Origin of the sequence: Pseudonocardia kunmingensis (assembly GCF_006716445.1) — a bacterium.
In the GTDB taxonomy this organism is placed as follows: Bacteria; Actinomycetota; Actinomycetes; order Mycobacteriales; family Pseudonocardiaceae; genus Pseudonocardia; species Pseudonocardia kunmingensis.
This window is the reverse complement of sequence record NZ_VFPA01000001.1, coordinates 1,982,308-1,999,286: the sequence shown is the minus strand read 5'-3', so window position 1 is coordinate 1,999,286 and position 16,979 is coordinate 1,982,308. Positions and strand designations below refer to the sequence as shown.

General features: G+C 74.4%; 16 protein-coding genes. 10 read left to right on the top strand and 6 right to left on the bottom strand.

All coding sequences use genetic code 11. From position 1 onward, the window contains the following. The first annotated feature begins 5 nt into the window (after positions 1–5). From mtrB to secA, 5 genes are all read left to right on the top strand, one after another. A complete protein-coding gene (gene mtrB / locus FB558_RS09475; protein ID WP_142050490.1) occupies positions 6–1,733 on the top strand; it encodes an MtrAB system histidine kinase MtrB in 1,728 nt (575 codons plus the stop codon). Then, positions 1,730–3,463 (top strand): LpqB family beta-propeller domain-containing protein, encoded by a 1,734-nt coding sequence (locus FB558_RS09470; RefSeq protein WP_142050487.1) that lies wholly within the window; start codon positions 1,730–1,732, stop codon positions 3,461–3,463. The genes mtrB and FB558_RS09470 overlap by 4 nt, the downstream gene beginning before the upstream one ends. Positions 3,464–3,538: 75 nt before the next feature. After that, positions 3,539–4,213: a ComF family protein gene (locus FB558_RS09465; protein WP_246106338.1), complete on the top strand. Its 675-nt coding sequence runs from the start codon at positions 3,539–3,541 to the stop codon at positions 4,211–4,213. Between the two features lie 251 nt (positions 4,214–4,464). Then, positions 4,465–5,106, top strand: a complete 642-nt coding sequence (gene hpf, locus FB558_RS09460) for a ribosome hibernation-promoting factor, HPF/YfiA family (protein ID WP_142050484.1) — start codon at positions 4,465–4,467, stop codon at positions 5,104–5,106. A gap of 163 nt (positions 5,107–5,269) precedes the next feature. After that, a complete protein-coding gene (secA, locus tag FB558_RS09455) occupies positions 5,270–8,260 on the top strand; it encodes a preprotein translocase subunit SecA (RefSeq protein ID WP_142050481.1) in 2,991 nt (996 codons plus the stop codon). Between the two features lie 105 nt (positions 8,261–8,365). On the opposite strand, the gene FB558_RS43180 is transcribed toward secA, so the two are convergent. Then, the gene (locus tag FB558_RS43180) at positions 8,366–8,857 is read right to left on the bottom strand and encodes an Rv3235 family protein (RefSeq protein WP_170231256.1); all 492 of its coding nucleotides are present in this window, start codon (positions 8,855–8,857) and stop codon (positions 8,366–8,368) included. A gap of 101 nt (positions 8,858–8,958) precedes the next feature. Here FB558_RS43180 and FB558_RS09445 point away from each other — a divergent pair, with 101 nt between their 5' ends. Then, on the top strand, positions 8,959–9,792 hold the full coding sequence (locus FB558_RS09445) for an HAD-IA family hydrolase (protein ID WP_170231255.1): 834 nt from the start codon (positions 8,959–8,961) through the stop codon (positions 9,790–9,792). 9 nt (positions 9,793–9,801) lie between these two features. Here FB558_RS09445 and FB558_RS09440 read toward each other — a convergent pair whose 3' ends face one another. The 4 genes from FB558_RS09440 to FB558_RS09425 are packed head-to-tail and all read right to left on the bottom strand — an operon-like array spanning position 9,802 to position 12,336. Further along, positions 9,802–9,990 carry a hypothetical protein gene (locus FB558_RS09440; protein ID WP_142050472.1) on the bottom strand — a complete coding sequence of 63 codons (189 nt, stop codon included), beginning with the start codon at positions 9,988–9,990 and terminating at the stop codon, positions 9,802–9,804. Between the two features lie 57 nt (positions 9,991–10,047). Then, on the bottom strand, positions 10,048–10,290 hold the full coding sequence (locus FB558_RS09435) for an antitoxin (protein WP_142050469.1): 243 nt from the start codon (positions 10,288–10,290) through the stop codon (positions 10,048–10,050). A gap of 44 nt (positions 10,291–10,334) precedes the next feature. Next, positions 10,335–11,555 (bottom strand): alpha-hydroxy acid oxidase, encoded by a 1,221-nt coding sequence (locus FB558_RS09430; RefSeq protein WP_142050466.1) that lies wholly within the window; start codon positions 11,553–11,555, stop codon positions 10,335–10,337. Positions 11,556–11,565: 10 nt separating this feature from the next. Then, a complete protein-coding gene (locus tag FB558_RS09425; RefSeq protein WP_142050463.1) occupies positions 11,566–12,336 on the bottom strand; it encodes a TrmH family RNA methyltransferase in 771 nt (256 codons plus the stop codon). A gap of 22 nt (positions 12,337–12,358) precedes the next feature. Here FB558_RS09425 and FB558_RS09420 point away from each other — a divergent pair, with 22 nt between their 5' ends. The 4 genes from FB558_RS09420 to FB558_RS09405 all read left to right on the top strand — a co-directional run bounded on the left by FB558_RS09420 (position 12,359) and on the right by FB558_RS09405 (position 16,496). Beyond that, complete coding sequence (locus tag FB558_RS09420) at positions 12,359–13,768, top strand: WS/DGAT/MGAT family O-acyltransferase (RefSeq protein ID WP_142050460.1); 1,410 nt, start codon at positions 12,359–12,361, stop codon at positions 13,766–13,768. Positions 13,769–13,772: 4 nt separating this feature from the next. Further along, on the top strand, positions 13,773–14,279 hold the full coding sequence (locus tag FB558_RS09415; RefSeq protein WP_142050457.1) for a DUF6912 family protein: 507 nt from the start codon (positions 13,773–13,775) through the stop codon (positions 14,277–14,279). Positions 14,280–14,391: 112 nt separating this feature from the next. Next, positions 14,392–15,243, top strand: a complete 852-nt coding sequence (locus FB558_RS09410; RefSeq protein WP_142050454.1) for a FadR/GntR family transcriptional regulator — start codon at positions 14,392–14,394, stop codon at positions 15,241–15,243. Continuing rightward, on the top strand, positions 15,240–16,496 hold the full coding sequence (locus FB558_RS09405) for a CynX/NimT family MFS transporter (protein WP_246106337.1): 1,257 nt from the start codon (positions 15,240–15,242) through the stop codon (positions 16,494–16,496). The genes FB558_RS09410 and FB558_RS09405 overlap by 4 nt, the downstream gene beginning before the upstream one ends. A gap of 43 nt (positions 16,497–16,539) precedes the next feature. On the opposite strand, the gene FB558_RS45155 is transcribed toward FB558_RS09405, so the two are convergent. Beyond that, the gene (locus FB558_RS45155) at positions 16,540–16,968 is read right to left on the bottom strand and encodes a DUF1707 SHOCT-like domain-containing protein (protein WP_142050450.1); all 429 of its coding nucleotides are present in this window, start codon (positions 16,966–16,968) and stop codon (positions 16,540–16,542) included. Positions 16,969–16,979: the final 11 nt, after the last annotated feature.

The following is a 16,979-nucleotide window of genomic DNA, read 5'->3' as shown; positions in this document are numbered from 1 at the left end:
CGTCCATGAGCTCCGCCGGAGCCCCGCGGCGGCGGAGGTGGACCGAGCCCGTCGGCCGTGCTCTCGCCCCGGTGCGCCAGCAGGTCAGCGAGCTGATCGAGGCCTGGGGCGTGGCCTGGCGGCGCTCGATGCAGCTGCGCGTCGTGATCAGCACGCTCGCCCTGTCGACGGCCGTCGTCCTGGTGCTCGGCATGGTGCTGCAGACGCAGATCGCGCAGCGGCTGCTGCAGAACAAGGAGGACGACGCCCGTACCCGCACCGAGACGGGCGCGGTCCTGCTGGAGCGCGACCTGGCCGGCGTCGATCCGGAGCGCGAGGGCGCGCAGGGCGAGCTCAACAACGCGTTGGACCGGCTCACCAACGCCAGCGCCGCGGACGACCAGCAGGCCACGGCGGGCGAGTTCCGCGCGGTGCTCACCACGAGCAGCGGCGACGGGGCCCAGGTCTCCGCGGGCCCCGTCGAGGACGTCCCCGCGACGCTGCGCGAGGCCGTCGCGGCGGGCACCCTCTCGAGCCAGTACACGACCACGCTGAGCGAGCAGGGCGTCGAGGTGCCGACGCTGGTGGTCGGGCAACCGGTGCGCACCGCGGTCGGTGACCTGGAGTTCTACCTGCTGTTCCCGCTGACCGCCGAGCAGCGCACGCTCGGCACCGTCCAGAGCACGCTGATCGTCGGTGGGTTGATCCTCCTGCTGCTGCTCGCCGGGATCGCCGGGCTCGTCACGCGGCAGGTCGTGCGCCCGGTGCGGCAGGCCGCCGAGATCGCGGAGCGGTTCGCCGACGGCCACCTCGACGAGCGGATGCCCGTGCAGGGCGAGGACGAGGTGGCCCGGCTCGCGGAGTCCTACAACGAGATGGCGTCGAGCATCCAGGTCCAGATCCAGCAGCTCGAGGAGTTCGGCGCGCTGCAGCGCCGGTTCACCTCGGACGTGAGCCACGAGCTGCGCACCCCGCTCACCACCGTGCGGATGGCCGCCGACGTGCTCTACGCCTCCCGCGAGGAGCTGTTGCCCGCGCTGCGGCGCAGCTCGGAGCTGCTCGTCGCCGAGCTGGACCGCTTCGAGGCGCTCCTCGCGGACCTCCTGGAGATCAGCCGGCTCGACGCGGGCGTTGCCGAGCTCGGCGCCGAGCGCGTGGACATGCACGCCGTGGTGGTGCGGGCGGTCGAGGCGGTGCGCGGCATCGCCGACGAGACCGGCACCCCGCTCGAGCTGGATCTCCCGGCCGGCGAGTACGCCGAGGTCGACCCGCGCCGGGTCGAGCGCATCGTGCGTAACCTGGTGGCCAACGCGATCGACCACAGCGAGGGCAGGCCGGTGCACATCTCCCTCGCGGGCGACGAGCGCGCGGTCGCCGTGCGGGTGCGCGACCACGGCGTCGGCCTGCGCCCCGGAGAGGCGAGCCTGGTGTTCAACCGTTTCTGGCGCGCGGAGGAGTCGCGCGCGCGGCGCAGCGGCGGCAGCGGCCTCGGGCTCGCCATCGCGATCGAGGACGCGCGGTTGCACGGCGGCTGGCTGCAGGCGTGGGGCGAGGTCGGCGAGGGTGCGGTCTTCCGGCTGACGCTGCCGCGCACGGTCGGCGACGTCGTCGAGTCGAGCCCGCTGCCGCTCGGGCCGCCCGACGAGCCCGCGCCCCGTGCGGAGACGGCGGCGTCCGTGCCGACTCCGCCGCTCGGGTGGCCGGTCACGGTGCCCCCGCACCCGCCCGCGGACGGGCCGGGGGAGGGCCGGTGAACCCGCGTCGCCGGGGCGTCCTGGTGGCGCTGCTGCTGGCGCTCTGCACCGCCGCCGGGTGCGCGAGCGTGCCCGAGACGTCCACGGTCCAGGTGCTGCGCCAGGTCGGCGGCGGTGAGGACGCGATGCTCCCGCCCGGCCCCGTGGAGGGCAGCAACCCGCTCGACCTGGTGCGCGACTTCGTGTTCGCCTCGGGCAGCAGCACCGAGCGCCACGGTGCGGCCCGCCGTTTCCTGGCCCCCGAGGCCGAGCACTGGGACGACGCCGCGGGCCTCACCGTGCTCGACGGGCAGTTCGACACGGTCCCCGCGCCCGGGGCCGCGAGCCTCAGCACGGGCGTCACCACCATTCGCATCCGCGGCACCGCGATCGGGCGGCTCACCTCGTCCGGGTCCTTCGAGCCGGAACAGCGCACCTTCCAGCAGGACGTCACCGTGGTGCGCCGTGACGGGCAGTGGCGGATCTCGAACCTCCCGCCGGGGGTCGTCGTGCCGCTGACGGTCTTCCGGGACAACTACAAGCCCGTGCGCACCTGGTTCGTCGACCCCGTCCGCCGGATGGTCGTCGCCGACCAGCGCCACGTGCCCAGCACCCCGTCCCGGGCGCAGGCCGCGCGGGTGATGGAGCTGCTGCTGGCGGGGCCGTCCCCGGCGTTGCAGGGTGCGGTGGTCTCGTTGCTGCCACCGGGCGCGCAGCTGCGCGCCAACGTGACGGTCAGCGCCGACGGGGCCCTGATCGTCGACCTGACGCGCCTCGGTGACCTCGACGAGCCGTCCCGGATGCTGCTCGCCGCCCAGGTGGTGCTGTCGCTGTCCGAGGTGAACGTCGGGCGGGTCCGGCTGCTGGCCGACGGCGAGCCGCTGGTGCCCGGCCGCCAGGACCTCACCCGCGAGGACGTCGCGGCGCTGTCCGCGGTCGTCCAGCCGGCCGCGGACGTGCCCGGGCTCGTGGTCGCGGGCGGGCGGGTGCGCCAGCTGTCCGGCCCGGAACCGAGCGCACCACTGCCCGGCGCCGTGGGTGACGGCGCCTACGACGTGGAGTCGGCGGCGTCGACGGTGGACGGCACGCGGCTCGCGGCGGTCACCCGCTCCGGGGGGCGCCGCTCGCTGGTCGTCGGGGACGGCTCCGGCGACGTCTCGGCGGTGTCGCTCACGGCCGACACGATGACCCGCCCGTCGTGGACGCCGACCGGGGGCGAGGTGTGGACCGTGCTCGACTCGGCCGTCGTCGCGCGGGTGCTCGTCGGTGACACGGCGCCGCCGCGCACCGGGCAGGTCAACGCCGAGGAACTGGCCGCGCTCGGGCCGATCGCGGACCTGCGGCTGTCCCGCGACGGCGTGCGCGTCCTCGCGGTCGTCGGCGGCGGGCTCCACACCGGGGCCGTGGTGCGCAGCATCGACGGTGAGGTCGCGATCCGCAACATCCGCCGGTTGCGGCCGGACGACCTCGGCGAGGTCGTGGCGGCGGACTGGCGCTCGGTCGACTCCGCCATCGCGATCACGAGGACCGGGGAGATGCTGGTCGCACAGGTTTCGGTCGACGGCCTGGTGGTCCAGCCGGTGCTCAGCAACAACCTCACCCCGCCGCTCACCGCGATCGCCGCCGCGTCGAACCGGCCCCTCTGGGTCACCGACCAGACGGGGGTGTGGAGCTTCGGCGGCGGCGACCAGGTCGCGTGGCGCCAGGTCCTCGGCGGTGCCCCCGACGCGGTCCCCCTCTACCCCGGCTGAGCGCGGGCCCGCGCCTGTGGACAACCCGGGTGCGGGCGGGCGTCGCGGGGGGTGGTGCGCGCGAAGCTGGACCCCGTGGACCCTGTGGACGCGCGGGCGCTCGGTGCGGCGCTGGTCGACCTCGTGCTGCCCGGCGAGTGCGCGGGGTGCGGCGTCGCGGTGCGGCCGTGGTGCCCGGCGTGCCTCGCCCAGGTCGGTCCGCCCACCCGGCCGTGGCTGCCCGGCGGGCCCGCGGTGCTCGCGGCCGGGCGGTACACCGGGCCGCTGCGCGCGGCGCTGCTGCGCTACAAGGAGCGCGGCCGCCGCGACCTGGCCGGGGCGCTCGCGTGGCTGCTCGTCCCGGTGCTCGACGAGGTCGCCGGGCCGCCGCGGGGGAGCGCGGTGTGGCTGGTGCCCGCGCCGTCGCGGCCGGCGGCGGCGCGCGAGCGCGGCGGCGACCACGTCGCGCGCCTGTGCCGCACGCTCGCGGCGGGCCGGGCCGACGTGCGGGTGGCGCGGCCGCTGCGGCTGGCCCGGCGCACCCGGGACTCGGTGGGGCTCGACGCGGCGCAGCGCGCCGCCAACCTCGCGGGTCGGGTCCTGGTGCACCCCGGTGCACTGCCGGGCGCCGGTCCGGGGGACCGGGTGCTGCTCGTCGACGACGTCGTCACCACCGGCGCCACGCTGCGGGCGTGCCGGGACGCGCTCGGGGGTGCGGGGGTGCCGGTGGCGGCGGCGGTCGTGCTCTGCGACGCCGTGCGGGAGCGTTGATCGTCGACGGAACGATCATGAACGCAACGTGGAATCGTACCGTCGCCGCGGCGTACGGGGAATGTCGTTCAGCGCATCCACTCTGCCGGGGCCCAGAGGGGCCTCAGGGCTGTTGCACAACCGTGATGCGCGTTACGGTGCTCGGCATCCCACCGAGGCACCCAATCAGGAGGAATCGCCGATCGAGCGCCGGGGGTGGGTTCCCCCGGCGCACCCTGCAACGTCACCCGACGAGAGCGAGGGAAGTCTGCGTGGAGATCGTTGTCACCGGCCGCAATGTCGAGGTTCCCGAACACTTCCGTGTTCACGTGTCCGACAAGCTCGGTCGCCTGGAGCGGTACGACCACAAGATCGTGGGCATGGAGGTCGAGCTCTTCCACGAGCGCAACCGTCGCCAGCTCAAGAACTGCCAGCGGGTCGAGATCACCGGCAGGGGGTGCGGCACGGCGGCCAGAGCCGAGGCCTGTGCCCAGGACTTCTACGCGGCCTTGGACGCCGCGGTCGCCAAGCTCGAGTCCCGGCTGCGCCGTTCGCACGACCGGCGCAGGGTCAACGGCAAGCGCACCCGCGTGACGGCCGGCCGCGGCGCCGCGGGCGCCGCCACCGCCGTGCTCGACGAGCTGCCACCGGTCGAGCAGGACGAGCAGTCCGATCTCGACATTCCCGGGCCGCGGGGCCATGACGAGGGCCTCCCGGCCGACGAGCAGGTGCCGGGCCGGATCGTCCGGCGCAAGGTGCACACGGCGTCCCCCATGAGCGTCGACGACGCGCTCTCGCGGATGGAGCTGGTCGGGCACGACTTCTACCTGTTCTCCGACGCCGACAGCGGCCAGCCCTGCGTCGTGTACCGGCGCAAGGGGTACGACTACGGGATGATCCGCCTCGAGCGGTAGCCCTGTTTCCGCCCGAAGGGGCGGCTCGCGCTCCGGGACCGGAACGCGAGCCGCCCCTCCGGCGTTGTGCAGGGAGCGGTCCGTCGCTTCGCTACCCTGGTCCGGGCAGCGCGTGCTCCGGCAGCGGGCTGCACCCTGACCGCGAGGTGAATGAGGTCGATCCGTGTCGTTCCTGAACCGTCTGCTCCGCGCCGGCGAGACCAAGCTGGTGAAGAGGCTGGCGAAGTACGCGCAGGAGATCGACGCGCTCGAGGCGGAGACGCAGGCCCTCACCGACGACGAGCTGCGTGAGAAGACCGCCGAGTTCCGCGCGCGCTACGCCGACGGCGAGTCGCTCGACGACATGATGTTCGAGGCGTTCGCCGTGGTCCGCGAGGCCGCGGTGCGCACGTTCGGGCAGCGGGCGTTCCCCGTGCAGCTCATGGGTGGCGCCGCGCTGCACCTGGGCAACATCGCCGAGATGAAGACCGGTGAGGGCAAGACGCTCACCTCGGTGTTCCCGTCCTACCTCAACGCCATCTCCGGCGACGGCGTGCACGTCATCACCACCAACGACTACCTGGCCAAGCGCGACTCCGAGAACATGGGCCGCATCCACCGGTTCCTCGGGCTCACGGTCGGCGTGATCCTCTCCGAGATGCCGCCCGCGGTGCGCCGCGCCCAGTACGGCGCCGACATCACCTACGGCACCAACAACGAGTTCGGGTTCGACTACCTGCGCGACAACATGGCCTGGAAGCAGGCCGACATGGTGCAGCGCGGGCACAACTTCGCCATCGTCGACGAGGCCGACTCCATCCTCATCGACGAGGCGCGCACCCCGCTGATCATCTCCGGCCCCGCGGAGCAGAGCGCCCGCTGGTACCAGGAGTTCGCGCGGATGGCGCCGATGCTGCAGCGCGACCGCCACTACGAGGTCGACGAGCGCAAGCGCACGGTGGGCGTCACGGAGGAGGGCGTCACGCTGGTCGAGGACCAGCTCGGCATCGACAACCTCTACGAGGCCGCCAACACCCCGCTCGTCGGCTACCTGAACAACGCCTTGAAGGCCAAGGAGCTGTTCAAGAAGGACAAGGACTACATCGTCCGCGACGGCCACGTGCTGATCGTCGACGAGTTCACCGGCCGCGTGCTGGCCGGTCGCCGCTACAACGAGGGCATGCACCAGGCCATCGAGGCCAAGGAGGGCGTGGAGGTCCAGGCCGAGAACCAGACGCTGGCCACCATCACGCTGCAGAACTACTTCCGGCTCTACACGAAGCTGTCGGGCATGACCGGTACCGCCCAGACCGAGGCGGCCGAGCTGCACCAGATCTACAAGCTGGGCGTGGTGACCATCCCCACCAACCGGCCGATGGTGCGCAAGGACCAGCCGGACCTGATCTACAAGACGGAGGAGGCGAAGTTCGCCGCCGTCGCGGCCGACATCGCCGAGAAGCACCGCAACGGCCAGCCCGTCCTGGTCGGCACCACGAGCGTGGAGAAGTCGGAGTACCTGTCGAAGCTGCTGGTCCAGCTCCAGGTGCCGCACGAGGTGCTGAACGCCAAGCACCACGAGCGGGAGGCGGCGATCATCGCCCAGGCCGGGCACGCCGGCGCGGTCACGGTGGCCACCAACATGGCGGGCCGCGGCACCGACATCCAGCTCGGCGGCAACCCCGAGTTCCTGGCCGACCTCGAGCTGCGCCGCCGCGGGCTCGACCCGGTGGAGCGGCGCGAGGAGTACGAGGCGGAGTGGGACGCGGTCCTCGCCGCCATGAAGGACCAGGTCGCCGCCGAGGCCGAGGAGGTCAAGGAGGCAGGCGGGCTCTACGTCCTGGGCACCGAGCGCCACGAGTCCCGGCGCATCGACAACCAGCTGCGCGGTCGGTCCGGCCGCCAGGGTGACCAGGGCGAGTCGCGGTTCTACCTCTCGCTGGGCGACGAGCTCATGCGCCGGTTCAACGGCCAGATGGTCGAGTCGATCATGAACCGGTTCAACCTGCCCGACGACGTGCCGATCGAGGCGGGCATGGTCACCAAGGCCATCCGCAGCGCGCAGACCCAGGTCGAGCAGCAGAACTTCGAGATCCGCAAGAACGTCCTCAAGTACGACGAGGTGCTCAACAAGCAGCGCACCGTCATCTACGAGGAGCGCCGCCGCGTCCTGGCGGGCGAGAACATCCAGTCGCAGATCGAGAACATGATCGAGGACGTCGTCCGCGCGTACGTGGAGGGCGCCACGGCCGACGGCTACGCCGAGGACTGGGACCTCGACAAGCTCTGGACGGCCCTGCGCACGATCTACCCCGTCGGCATCCGCTGGCAGGACCTCGCCGGGGACGGCGACGACGACGAGGTCGGCGACCTCACGAAGGACGCGCTCACCGAGGCGATCCTGGCCGACACCCGTGCCGCCTACGAGCGCCGGGAGGCCGAGGTCGACGCGCTCATCGCGCCGCTCGGCGGCATGCGCGAGCTGGAGCGGCAGGTCCTGCTCACGGTGATCGACCGCAAGTGGCGCGAGCACCTCTACGAGATGGACTACCTCAAGGACGGCATCGGCCTGCGGGCGATGGCCCAGCGCGACCCGCTCATCGAGTACCAGCGCGAGGGCTACGACATGTTCAACGCCATGTCGGAGGGCATCAAGGAGGAGACGGTCGGCTACCTGTTCAACGCCACCGTCCAGGCCGCCGCACCCGCGCAGGCCGCTCCGGCCGCCGACGGGCAGCCCCAGGCGGCCCAGCCCCAGGCGGCCCAGCCTCAGACGGCGCAGCCCCCGGCGGCGCAGCCCGGCGCCCCGGGCCGTCCCGCTGCGGCCGGGGCGCAGCAGGCCCCTGCCGCGCGCCCCGCGCAGCAGGCGCCGACCGCGCCGCAGGCGGAGCCGGCACGGGCGGCCGGTGGCCGGCACGCCGCGCCCGCCGGGGATCCGACCGGCGCCGGGAGCGTGCTGCCTGCGGCGTTCCGCGGCAGCAGGCCCACCGACCTGCGCTACAGCGGCCCCGCCGAGGACGGCACGGCCACCCGCACCCGCTCCGCGGGCAACGGTGGCGAGCGCGGCGAGGCGGCGGGCGCAGGCCCCGCCCAGCCCTCGCGCAACCGCCCGTGCCCGTGCGGCTCGGGCCGCAAGTACAAGCAGTGCCACGGGTCGCCCACCGCGGCGCGCCCCTGACCCGGCCAGGCGGACTCGCCGGTCCGGGCCTCCCACCTGACGAACGGCACTTTCGTCGGCTAGGTACCGACGAGAGTGCCGTTCGTCATGCGGATCGCAGGGGAGCTAGCCCATCCGCACCGCCGTGCACCACCACCTGCCGTCGTGGCGCTCGAAGCGCGCGGCGAGAGCGCGGTGGCGGCCGTCCACGACGCAGGTGACGGCCACCTCCGCCACGCCCGAGCGCGGCAGGCAGAGCCGCAGGCGGCCGCACCGGGCCGGTGCCCGGGCGGTGCGCCGGCCGGCGGCGGCGCGCCAGTAGCGCAGCGGCGCGTCCGCGAAGTGCGTCCTGAGCTGCGCGGGTGGGCGCCTGCCGTCGAGCACCTCGAGGGCGAGCCGCAGGATCCGGGTGGCGGCGAGGTGCGCGTCCACGAACTCGCGGCCCGGGTGTCGGCGCGCGGCGCTGCCCGGTGGGGGCGGCCGCGGTGGCCCGGACGGCGCAGGTGCCGGACCGGGCGGTGGGCGGCCGGTGGCGGGCTCGTAGCGGACCGGGCGCAGGCGGGCGCGGGTGGGGGCGGGCGCGGCGGGCACCGGCGGGCTTCCCAGCGTGGTCGTCATGCCGCGATGGTGGGGCTCGCGGCGCCGTCGGCAGGGCCGTTCGGGTCTATTCGGGGCCATACCGTACGTGGGCGAACCATCTCCGCACGTACGGTCGGCCGGTGCATCCCGGACCAGGGGAGGAGCCGCTGGAACGGCTCCTCGTGCGCACGGCGCAGGCGCTGCAGCGTCGCACCCGGCGCGCGGCCGCCGCGCTCGGATTGACGGCGACAGGCCTCGAGGTCCTCGGTGTGCTCGTCCTGCACGACGCGCCGTCGCAACGCGACCTGGCAGGCCACCTCCGGCTCGCACCGGCCACGCTCACCCCGGTGCTCGACGCGCTGGAGGAGCGGGGCGCGCTCCAGCGGGTGCGCGACGCGGCCGACCGGCGGGTCGTGCGGGTCTCGGTCACGGCCCGCGGCCGGGAGCTGTGCACCGAGGCGAGCGCGGGCGTCGAACGCCTCCTCGCGGGGCTGCCGCGCCCGGGCCCGGAGCGGGTCGCGGTGGTGCGGGAGCACCTGCTCGAGCTCCTGGCGGCCCTGGACCGACCCGAGCCGCGGCCGGTGGATAGCGTCGACGCCATGCCCGTGCGCGCGCTGCTGATGGACTACGCGGGCGTCCTGACCGAGGCGCCGGAGCTGCTCGACGTGGTCGCCCGGGCCAGGGCTGCGGGCGTGGCGACCGCGCTGGTGTCCGACGCGCAGGTCGTCCCCGACGCGTGCGCCGCGGCGTTCGACCTGCTGGCGTTGGGTGACGCGCTGGGCGTGCGGAAACCGGATCCGGAGCTCTACCGGCGCGTGGCGGGGCGGCTCGGGGTCGGTGTCGCCGAGTGCGTGGTGGTGGACGACCACGTCCGCAACGTGCGTGGCGCCCGCGCGGCGGGCGCGGTCGTGGTGCACCACCGGTCCGCGGACGTCACGGTGATGGAGCTGGAGGCCCTGTTGGACCTGCGGTGACCCGCCGGGTCAACGCGTCTCGTCGTCGGAGCCGTCCCCGTGGCGCGGGAAGGCCGCGCCCTGCGGCTCGGCCGGCGGCTCCGGGTCCTCGCCGGTGCCGGTGAGCGTGGCGTCGCGCAGGGTGCTCTCGGTGGTGCCCTCGGAGCCGGGGGCGGGCCGGTCGGTGCGTCCCTCGGGTCCCGTGTCGTCGTTCGGCATGGGACGGGGGTGCCCCGAACCGGCCGGGCCCGAACCGGTCAGCCGCGGTTCACGGCGTCACTGCGGCGGCGGGGGCGGCTGCTCGCCCGGCTCTCCGGGAGGCGGGGCCTCGCCCGGCGCCGGGGCCTGGGTGGTGTCGCCGTCACCCGTCATCCCCTGCACGCGGTCGACGCCCTGGTCGATGTGTTCCTCGTGGCCGGCGAAGCGGCCCTTCGCCGCCTCCCCCGCCTTGTCGAGGCCCTGGTCGACCTTGTCGTCGTGCTGGTGCAGCATTTCCTTGGCCTTGTCCATGAAACCCATGCGCCCACCATGGACCCCCGCCATCGGCGGTGCAGTGTCGGACGTCACCCGTTCGGGCGTAGCCGGACGTGCGACGGGCGGAGCTCGTCGACGCTCGCCACCCCGATGAGCTGGAGGGTGCGCACGATCTCGCCCGCCAGGATCGAGACGGCCTTCTCGACACCGACCCGGCCGCCGGCCATGAGCCCGTACAGGTAGGCACGCCCGATGAGGGCCGCGCGGGCGCCCAGCGCCACGGCGGCGAGCACGTCCGCGCCGTGGACGATGCCGGTGTCGACGAACACCTCGGCGCGGTCGCCGAGCGCCTGCACGGTGGGCTCCACCAGCTCCAGCGGCACGGGAGCGCGGTCGAGCTGGCGGCCGCCGTGGTTGGACAGCAGCACCGCGTCGGCCCCGGCGTCGACGACCCGGGTGGCGTCCTCGACGCTCTGGATGCCTTTGATCACGAGCTTCCCGGACCAGGCGCCGCGCAGCCACTCGACGTCGTCCATCGTGAGCGCCGGGTCGAACACCCGGTTGATCAGCTCGGCGACCGTGCCCTCGGTCGAGCCGAGGCTGGCGAAGTTCAGCGGCTCGGTGGTGAGCATGTTGAACCACCAGTGCGGGTGCAGCGCACCGTCGACGAACGTGCGCAGCGAGAGCGCGGGCGGGATCGACATGCCGTTCCGCACGTCGCGCAGCCGCGCTCCGCCGACCGGGGTGTCCACGGTCAGCATCAGCGTGTCGTACCCGGCCGCGGCCGCCCGCTGGACCAGGTCGCGGGCGTGGGCCCGGTCGCGCCAGATGTAGAGCTGGAACCACTTGCGGGCGTCCGGCGCGGCCGCGGCGACGTCCTCGATGGTGGTGGTGCCCATCGTCGAGAGCGTGTACGGGATCCCGACCTGCTGGGCGACCGACGCGACGGCGCGCTCGCCCTCGTGGTGCATCATCCGCGTGAACCCGGTCGGGGCGAACGCGAACGGCAGCGCGGCCCGCTCCCCGAGGATCTCGCGGCTGGTGTCGGTGGCGGAGACGTCGCGCAGCACGGTGGGCTGGAACTCCACCCGGGCGAACGCGCGACGGGCCCGGTTCAGCGACAGCTCGCCGTCGGCGGCCCCGTCGGTGTAGTCGAACACAGCGCGCGGGGTGCGGCGCCGTGCGATCGTCCGCAGGTCGGCGATGCTCGCGGCGCGCCGCAGCCTGCGTTCGTCCGCGTCGCGCACGAACGGGGCCGGACGCAGCAGCGGGCGGAGCTCGGAGGGGCGGGGCAACCTGCGCTGGACCATGTTCCCGAACCTATGCCCCGACCGGGTGCCGCCGCCGCGAGAGCTCGAACGCCGCGACGGCGCCGGCGCTGGCCACGCCGAGCGACTCGACGCCGCCGTGCATCGGGATCGCGAGCAGGCCCTCCAGCAGCGGGCGGACCGACCCGGACAGCCCGTCGGTCTCGTTGCCCAGCACGAGCGCCACGCGGTCGGGCAGCGCAGCCCCGAGGAGCGAGTCGCCACCCGCGTCGAGGCCGTACAGGGCGAACCCGGCGTCGGCGAGCGCGGCGCACCCCTCCTCGACGGTCGCCGAGCGCAGCACGGGGGCCCGGAAGGCGACGCCGGCCGACGCCTTCACGACCAGCGGGTCGATCGCGGGCAGGCCGCGGCGGGGCAGCAGCACCCCGTCCAGGCCCGCGGCGGTGGCGCTGCGCAGGATCATGCCGACGTTCGCGGGGTTGGTGAGCCGGTCCAGCACGAGCACGGCCGCAGGGGCGCCGGGTGCCAGCGCGTCGGTGAACTCGGCGACCGGTGCCATCCGCGGCGCGACGACGTCGGCGAGCACGCCCTGGTCGTGCCGCCCGTTGCCGGCGAGGACCTTGACGCGGTGCGCCGACGCGCGCTGCACCGGCACCCCCCGCCTGCGGGCGCCGTCGAGGATGGCCTGCACCGGTTGGCCGCGCAGACCCTCGGCGAGGACGACCTTGTCCACCCGCAGCTCCCGGTCGTCGAGGGCCTCGAGCACCGGCTTGCGGCCGTAGACGGTGATGAATGTGTCCTTCGGGGACCGCTCGCCGCTCATGCACCGAGCCTAGGATCGGGGGATGCCGCCCCGGCTCTCCGCCCTCGACGCCTCGTTCCTGTACCTGGAGGCGCCGACCACGCCGATGCACGTCGGCGCGGTGTCGGTCTTCCGGCGGCCGCGGGCCGGGTTCGACTACGACCGGCTCGTCGACCTGATCGAGCAGCGCATCGCGCTCGTGCCGCGCTACCGGCAGAAGGTCCGCCACGTGCCGGGCAACCTCGCCCGGCCGGTGTGGATCGACGACCCCGACTTCGACGTGGCCTACCACGTGCGGCGTTCCGCCCTGCCCAAGCCGGGATCGGACGAGCAGCTCACCGAGCTCGTCGCCCGGCTGATGTCGCGCCCGCTCGACCACACCCGTCCGCTCTGGGAGATGTACCTGGTCGAAGGGCTGGCGCGGGGCCGCACGGCGGTCGTCACGAAGACCCACCAGGCGATGGTCGACGGGATCAGCGCGATCGACATCGGCCAGGTGCTCCTGGACGTCTCGGCCGAGCCGCGGGTGGTGCCCGAGGAGCTGTGGATGCCCCGGCCGGAGCCGTCGGGCGCGGAGCTGGTGCTCGGGGCGGTCGCGGAGGCGGTGGCGCGGCCCGGCGAGATCGTCGACAACGTGCGCGTGGCCACCGGCGACGCCGTGGCCACCGTCGGCAAGATCACCGGTGCTGCGGCCACGCTGTTCTCGATGGCGTGGACGGCGAGCAGGCCGGCCCCCGGCACGCCCCTCAACGTGGGCATCTCCACGCAACGCCGGTTCGCGATCGCCCGCACCGAGCTCGAGGACTACCGGCGGGTGCGGGCGGCGCACGGCTGCAGCGTCAACGACGTCGTGCTGAGCGTCGTGGCGGGGGCGCTGCGCAACTGGCTGCTCTCCCGCGGCGAGCCGGTCACCCCGTCCGCGACGGTGCGTGCGATGGTGCCGCTGTCGGTGCGCGGGGAGGCCGACGTGCCGAGCTCGGCCACCGCGGGGTCGCTGGGCAACCGGGTGTCGTCCTTCCTCGTGGACCTGCCGGTGGGGGAGCCCAGCCCGGTGGTGCGCCTGCACCACGTCACGCACGCGATGCGCGAGCACACCTCGAACGGCCAGTCCGTCGGTGCCGACACCCTGGTCCGCATCGGCGGGTTCGCCCCGCCTACGCTGCACGCCCTGGGGGCGCGCGCCGCGAGCGGGTTCTCGAAGCGGATCTTCAACTTGGTGGTGACGAACGTGCCGGGACCGCAGTTCCCGCTGTACGCCGCAGGTGCCCGGATGCTCGAGATGTTCCCGGTCGTGCCGCTGGCGAAGGGCCAGGCGCTCGCGATCGGGCTCACCTCCTACGACGGGGGCGTCTACTACGGGTTCAACGGCGACCGCGACGCGATGCCCGACGTCGACGTGCTGGCCGGGCTGGTCGACGAGTCGCTCGACGAGCTCCTGAGCACGGTGGCCTGAGCCGATGCGCGTCTACGTCCCGGCCACGTGGCCGATGCTCCGCTCGCTGGTCAAGAACGGCGTCCTGGACCCGATCGGCGGCACCGCGTTCGCCCTCACGCCCGCCCTGCGCGAGGCCTACACCAGCGGCGACGACGAGGAGCTCGAGTACGCCGCGATGAACCAGGCTGCCCGGGCTTCGCTGCGGCTGCTCGCCGTGGAGTTCGGGCTCGGGGAGGACACCACACCGGCCCGCCGGGTGGTGGTGGCGGCCGACCTGGACGACGTCACGCTGCGCCCCGACCTCGACGACGGCGTCGTGCGCATCGCCGGCTCGGTGCCGTTCGAGTCGATCGCGGCGGTGCACGTCGACACCGAGGAGGCCGCGTACGCGGTGCGCCAGGCCTCCGGCGCGGTCGACGCCGCCGACATGGGCGACCTCGACGCCGAGTTCCTGGTCGGCGAGGCCGAGGACCACGAGCTGGCCTGGTACGACCCCTCCGAGGTGGCGTTCCTGGTGGAGGTCGGCTGACCGCAGCGCACGCCGGAACGGGTGGGCCCGGTTCGCCCCGGCGCTGTGCGCTGACCCTTGCTCGCAGGTCTGCTAGGTTCAGTCCTATGACCAGCTGCCCTACATTTGGCCAGTGTCGCAGCCGGCGACCCCGCCGGCTGCCGTGATCCCGCCGACCCCGCCGACCGGCGCACGACCCGGCCCCCGGCCCCGCCACGGCGCGGCCGCGGCGGAGCACGGCCCGGAGATCTCGGGCGCCTCCCCGAGCGGGCTGCGCGCACCGGCCCGGACGATCCCGCTGTCCCGCCAGGTCGCCGACCAGCTCCTCGAGCTCATCTCCTCGGGTCGCTGGCCGGTCGGGACCCGGGTTCCCCCGGAGCACGACCTGGTCGCCGATCTCGGCGTCAGCCGGAACACCGTGCGCGAGGCGCTGCGAGCACTCGTGTACCTCGGCCTGCTCGAGTCCCGGCCCGGGGACGGCACCTACGTCCGGGCGTCCAGTGAGCTCGAGGCCTCGCTGGCCCGCCGGGTGCACCGGACCGGCACGGCGGAGGCCTTCGAGGTGCGGGCCGTGTTGGAGCAGCATGCAGCGGGGTTCGCCGCCGCGCGCCGTCGCCCCCACGACGTGGAGCACCTCCGGGTGCTGCTCGCCCGCCTGCTCGAGCTCGATGCCGGCGGCGACACCGCCGCGTTCCTGCGCGCGGACGCGGAGCTGCACCGTGCGGTGGTGGCGTGCGCCGGTAATGACCTGCTGACCGAGCTGTACGACAGCCTCGGGAGCGCCCGCGTCGCGTCGGTGGCCACGCGCGCCCTCGGTCGCGAACACCTGGCCGCCGAACAACGCCACCGCCACGCGGCCCTGGTGGAGGCCATCGCCGCAGGCGACGTTCCGGCCGCGCAGCGCGCCGCCATCGGCATCGTCGCCGCCTCTCAGGACGCCGAACCGGACGACCAGCCCGACGATCCGCGGCGGGGGACGTCGTGATCCGCCGACATCCCGCTCCCACCGCGGCCGGCCGGCCGGACCACCACCGCACCGCACCGGTGGCGCTGCTGGTCGCCGGCAGCGTGCTGATCGCAGCCAACCTGCGCGCCGCACTGACCGTCGTCGGCCCGGTGCTCGACCCGATCGGACGCGGCCTCGGGCTCTCGGCATCCGCTGCGGGGCTCCTCAACACCCTTCCGCTGCTGGCGTTCGCCGCGTTCTCGCCGATCGCCCCGGGGCTGGCCCGCCGCCTGGGCCGCGAACGCGCTCTGCTGGTCGCGCTGGTGGTCCTCACCGCCGGGATCGTGGTTCGCTCGCTGCCCGCCGCGGGCGCGTTGTTCACCGGCACCGTCATGCTCGGCGCGGCCATCGCGGTCGGCAACGTCCTGCTGCCCGAGGTGATCCGGTACTACTTCCCCGACCGGGTCGGGGTGCTCACCGGGACGTACGTGACCGTCATGGGCCTCGTCGCCGCGCTGGCCTCCGGGTTCGCGGTACCGATCGCGGGAAGCGAGCCCGACGGGTGGCGCCTCGCCCTCGGCTGCTGGGCCGGGCTGGCGTTGATCACTGCGGCCCTCTGGGCTCCGCATGCCGTACGTCAGAGCCCGGGTTTCCCGCCCACCGGGTCCACCCATCCCCGGCGTCCGGTCGCCATGCCATGGCGGTCCCCGCTGGCGTGGCAGGTCACCGGCTTCATGGGGCTGCAGTCGCTCGGGTTCTACGTGATGATCGCCTGGCTACCCAGCATCCTGGAGAGCCGAGGCGCCACCAGCGCCACCGCCGGCTGGGCCCTGTTCGGCTACCAGTTCGTCGCGCTGGCCGCCAGCCTCGTTCTCCCGTTGGTGACCCGCCAGGTCACCGATCAGCGACGGGTCGCCGTCACCGCCGCGCTGTGCTGCCTCGTCGGCTACCTCGGCCTCGCGCTCGCTCCTTCCGCGGCCCTGGCCTGGGTCGCCGTCGTGGGCCTCGGCGGCGGCGCCTGCCTGGTGCTCGCGCTGTCGTTCATCGGCCTCCGCGCTTCCGACGCCGCCCACACCGCCGCGTTGTCAGGCATGGCCCAATCCATCGGCTACCTGCTCGCCGCGTTCGGGCCCGTCCTGTTCGGCGCCCTCCACGACAGCACCACGAGCTGGACGCCGCCCCTGCTCGGCCTCGCCGCCACCGCGGCGCTGCTGGCGGTCACCGGTCTCGGCGCCGGTCGGCCCGCGCACGTCCAGGCCGCCCCCCGCCGTTCCCCTCGACCGCAACGCTGACGCCCAGGGGCAGGGCGATCGCCGTGGTGGTGGGCCGCACCGTTCACTGCCGCCGCCCCGCCCACAGCAGCACGGCCGCCAGCGGGATCAGCAGCATCAGCACGCCCTGCCGGGTGAGCAGGAACAGCCCGATCGCGACGACCACCGCCACCCCCATGAGCTGAGGTGCCCAGCGCTCCAGCGTTCCGGGCTGCGGCGGGGCGACCTCGCCCGCCGGCGGTGCCACCGGGAGCGGCGCGGTCGGTGGCGGCGCGGCCGGACCACCGGGTAGCGGCGGGTGCGGCTCGGGCAGGTCGGTGAACAGGTCGGCGAGATCGGCCGCGACCACGGCGCCGGCCGCGGCGGCCGAGCGGTCGGCGTACTCGTCGACGTCCAGGCGGCCCGCCGCGAGGTGCTCGTCGAGCGCCTTCAGGGCCGCCGTGCGCTCCGCGTTGCCGATCCGCAGCGGCGAGCGCTCCTCTCCGGCCGTCATGGGTACGACAC

Excerpts from the sequence above, each read along its gene's own strand:
- FB558_RS45155 (WP_142050450.1), bottom strand. The coding sequence starts at position 16,968 with ATGACGGCCGGAGAGGAGCGCTCGCCGCTGCGGATCGGCAACGCGGAG.
- mtrB (WP_142050490.1), top strand. The coding sequence starts at position 6 with ATGAGCTCCGCCGGAGCCCCGCGGCGGCGGAGGTGGACCGAGCCCGTC.
- FB558_RS09420 (WP_142050460.1), top strand. The coding sequence starts at position 12,359 with ATGCCGCCCCGGCTCTCCGCCCTCGACGCCTCGTTCCTGTACCTGGAG.
- FB558_RS43180 (WP_170231256.1), bottom strand. The coding sequence starts at position 8,857 with ATGACGACCACGCTGGGAAGCCCGCCGGTGCCCGCCGCGCCCGCCCCC.
- FB558_RS09425 (WP_142050463.1), bottom strand. The coding sequence starts at position 12,336 with ATGAGCGGCGAGCGGTCCCCGAAGGACACATTCATCACCGTCTACGGC.
- FB558_RS09415 (WP_142050457.1), top strand. The coding sequence starts at position 13,773 with ATGCGCGTCTACGTCCCGGCCACGTGGCCGATGCTCCGCTCGCTGGTC.
- FB558_RS09440 (WP_142050472.1), bottom strand. The coding sequence starts at position 9,990 with ATGCCGAACGACGACACGGGACCCGAGGGACGCACCGACCGGCCCGCC.
- FB558_RS09430 (WP_142050466.1), bottom strand. The coding sequence starts at position 11,555 with ATGGTCCAGCGCAGGTTGCCCCGCCCCTCCGAGCTCCGCCCGCTGCTG.
- FB558_RS09435 (WP_142050469.1), bottom strand. The coding sequence starts at position 10,290 with ATGGGTTTCATGGACAAGGCCAAGGAAATGCTGCACCAGCACGACGAC.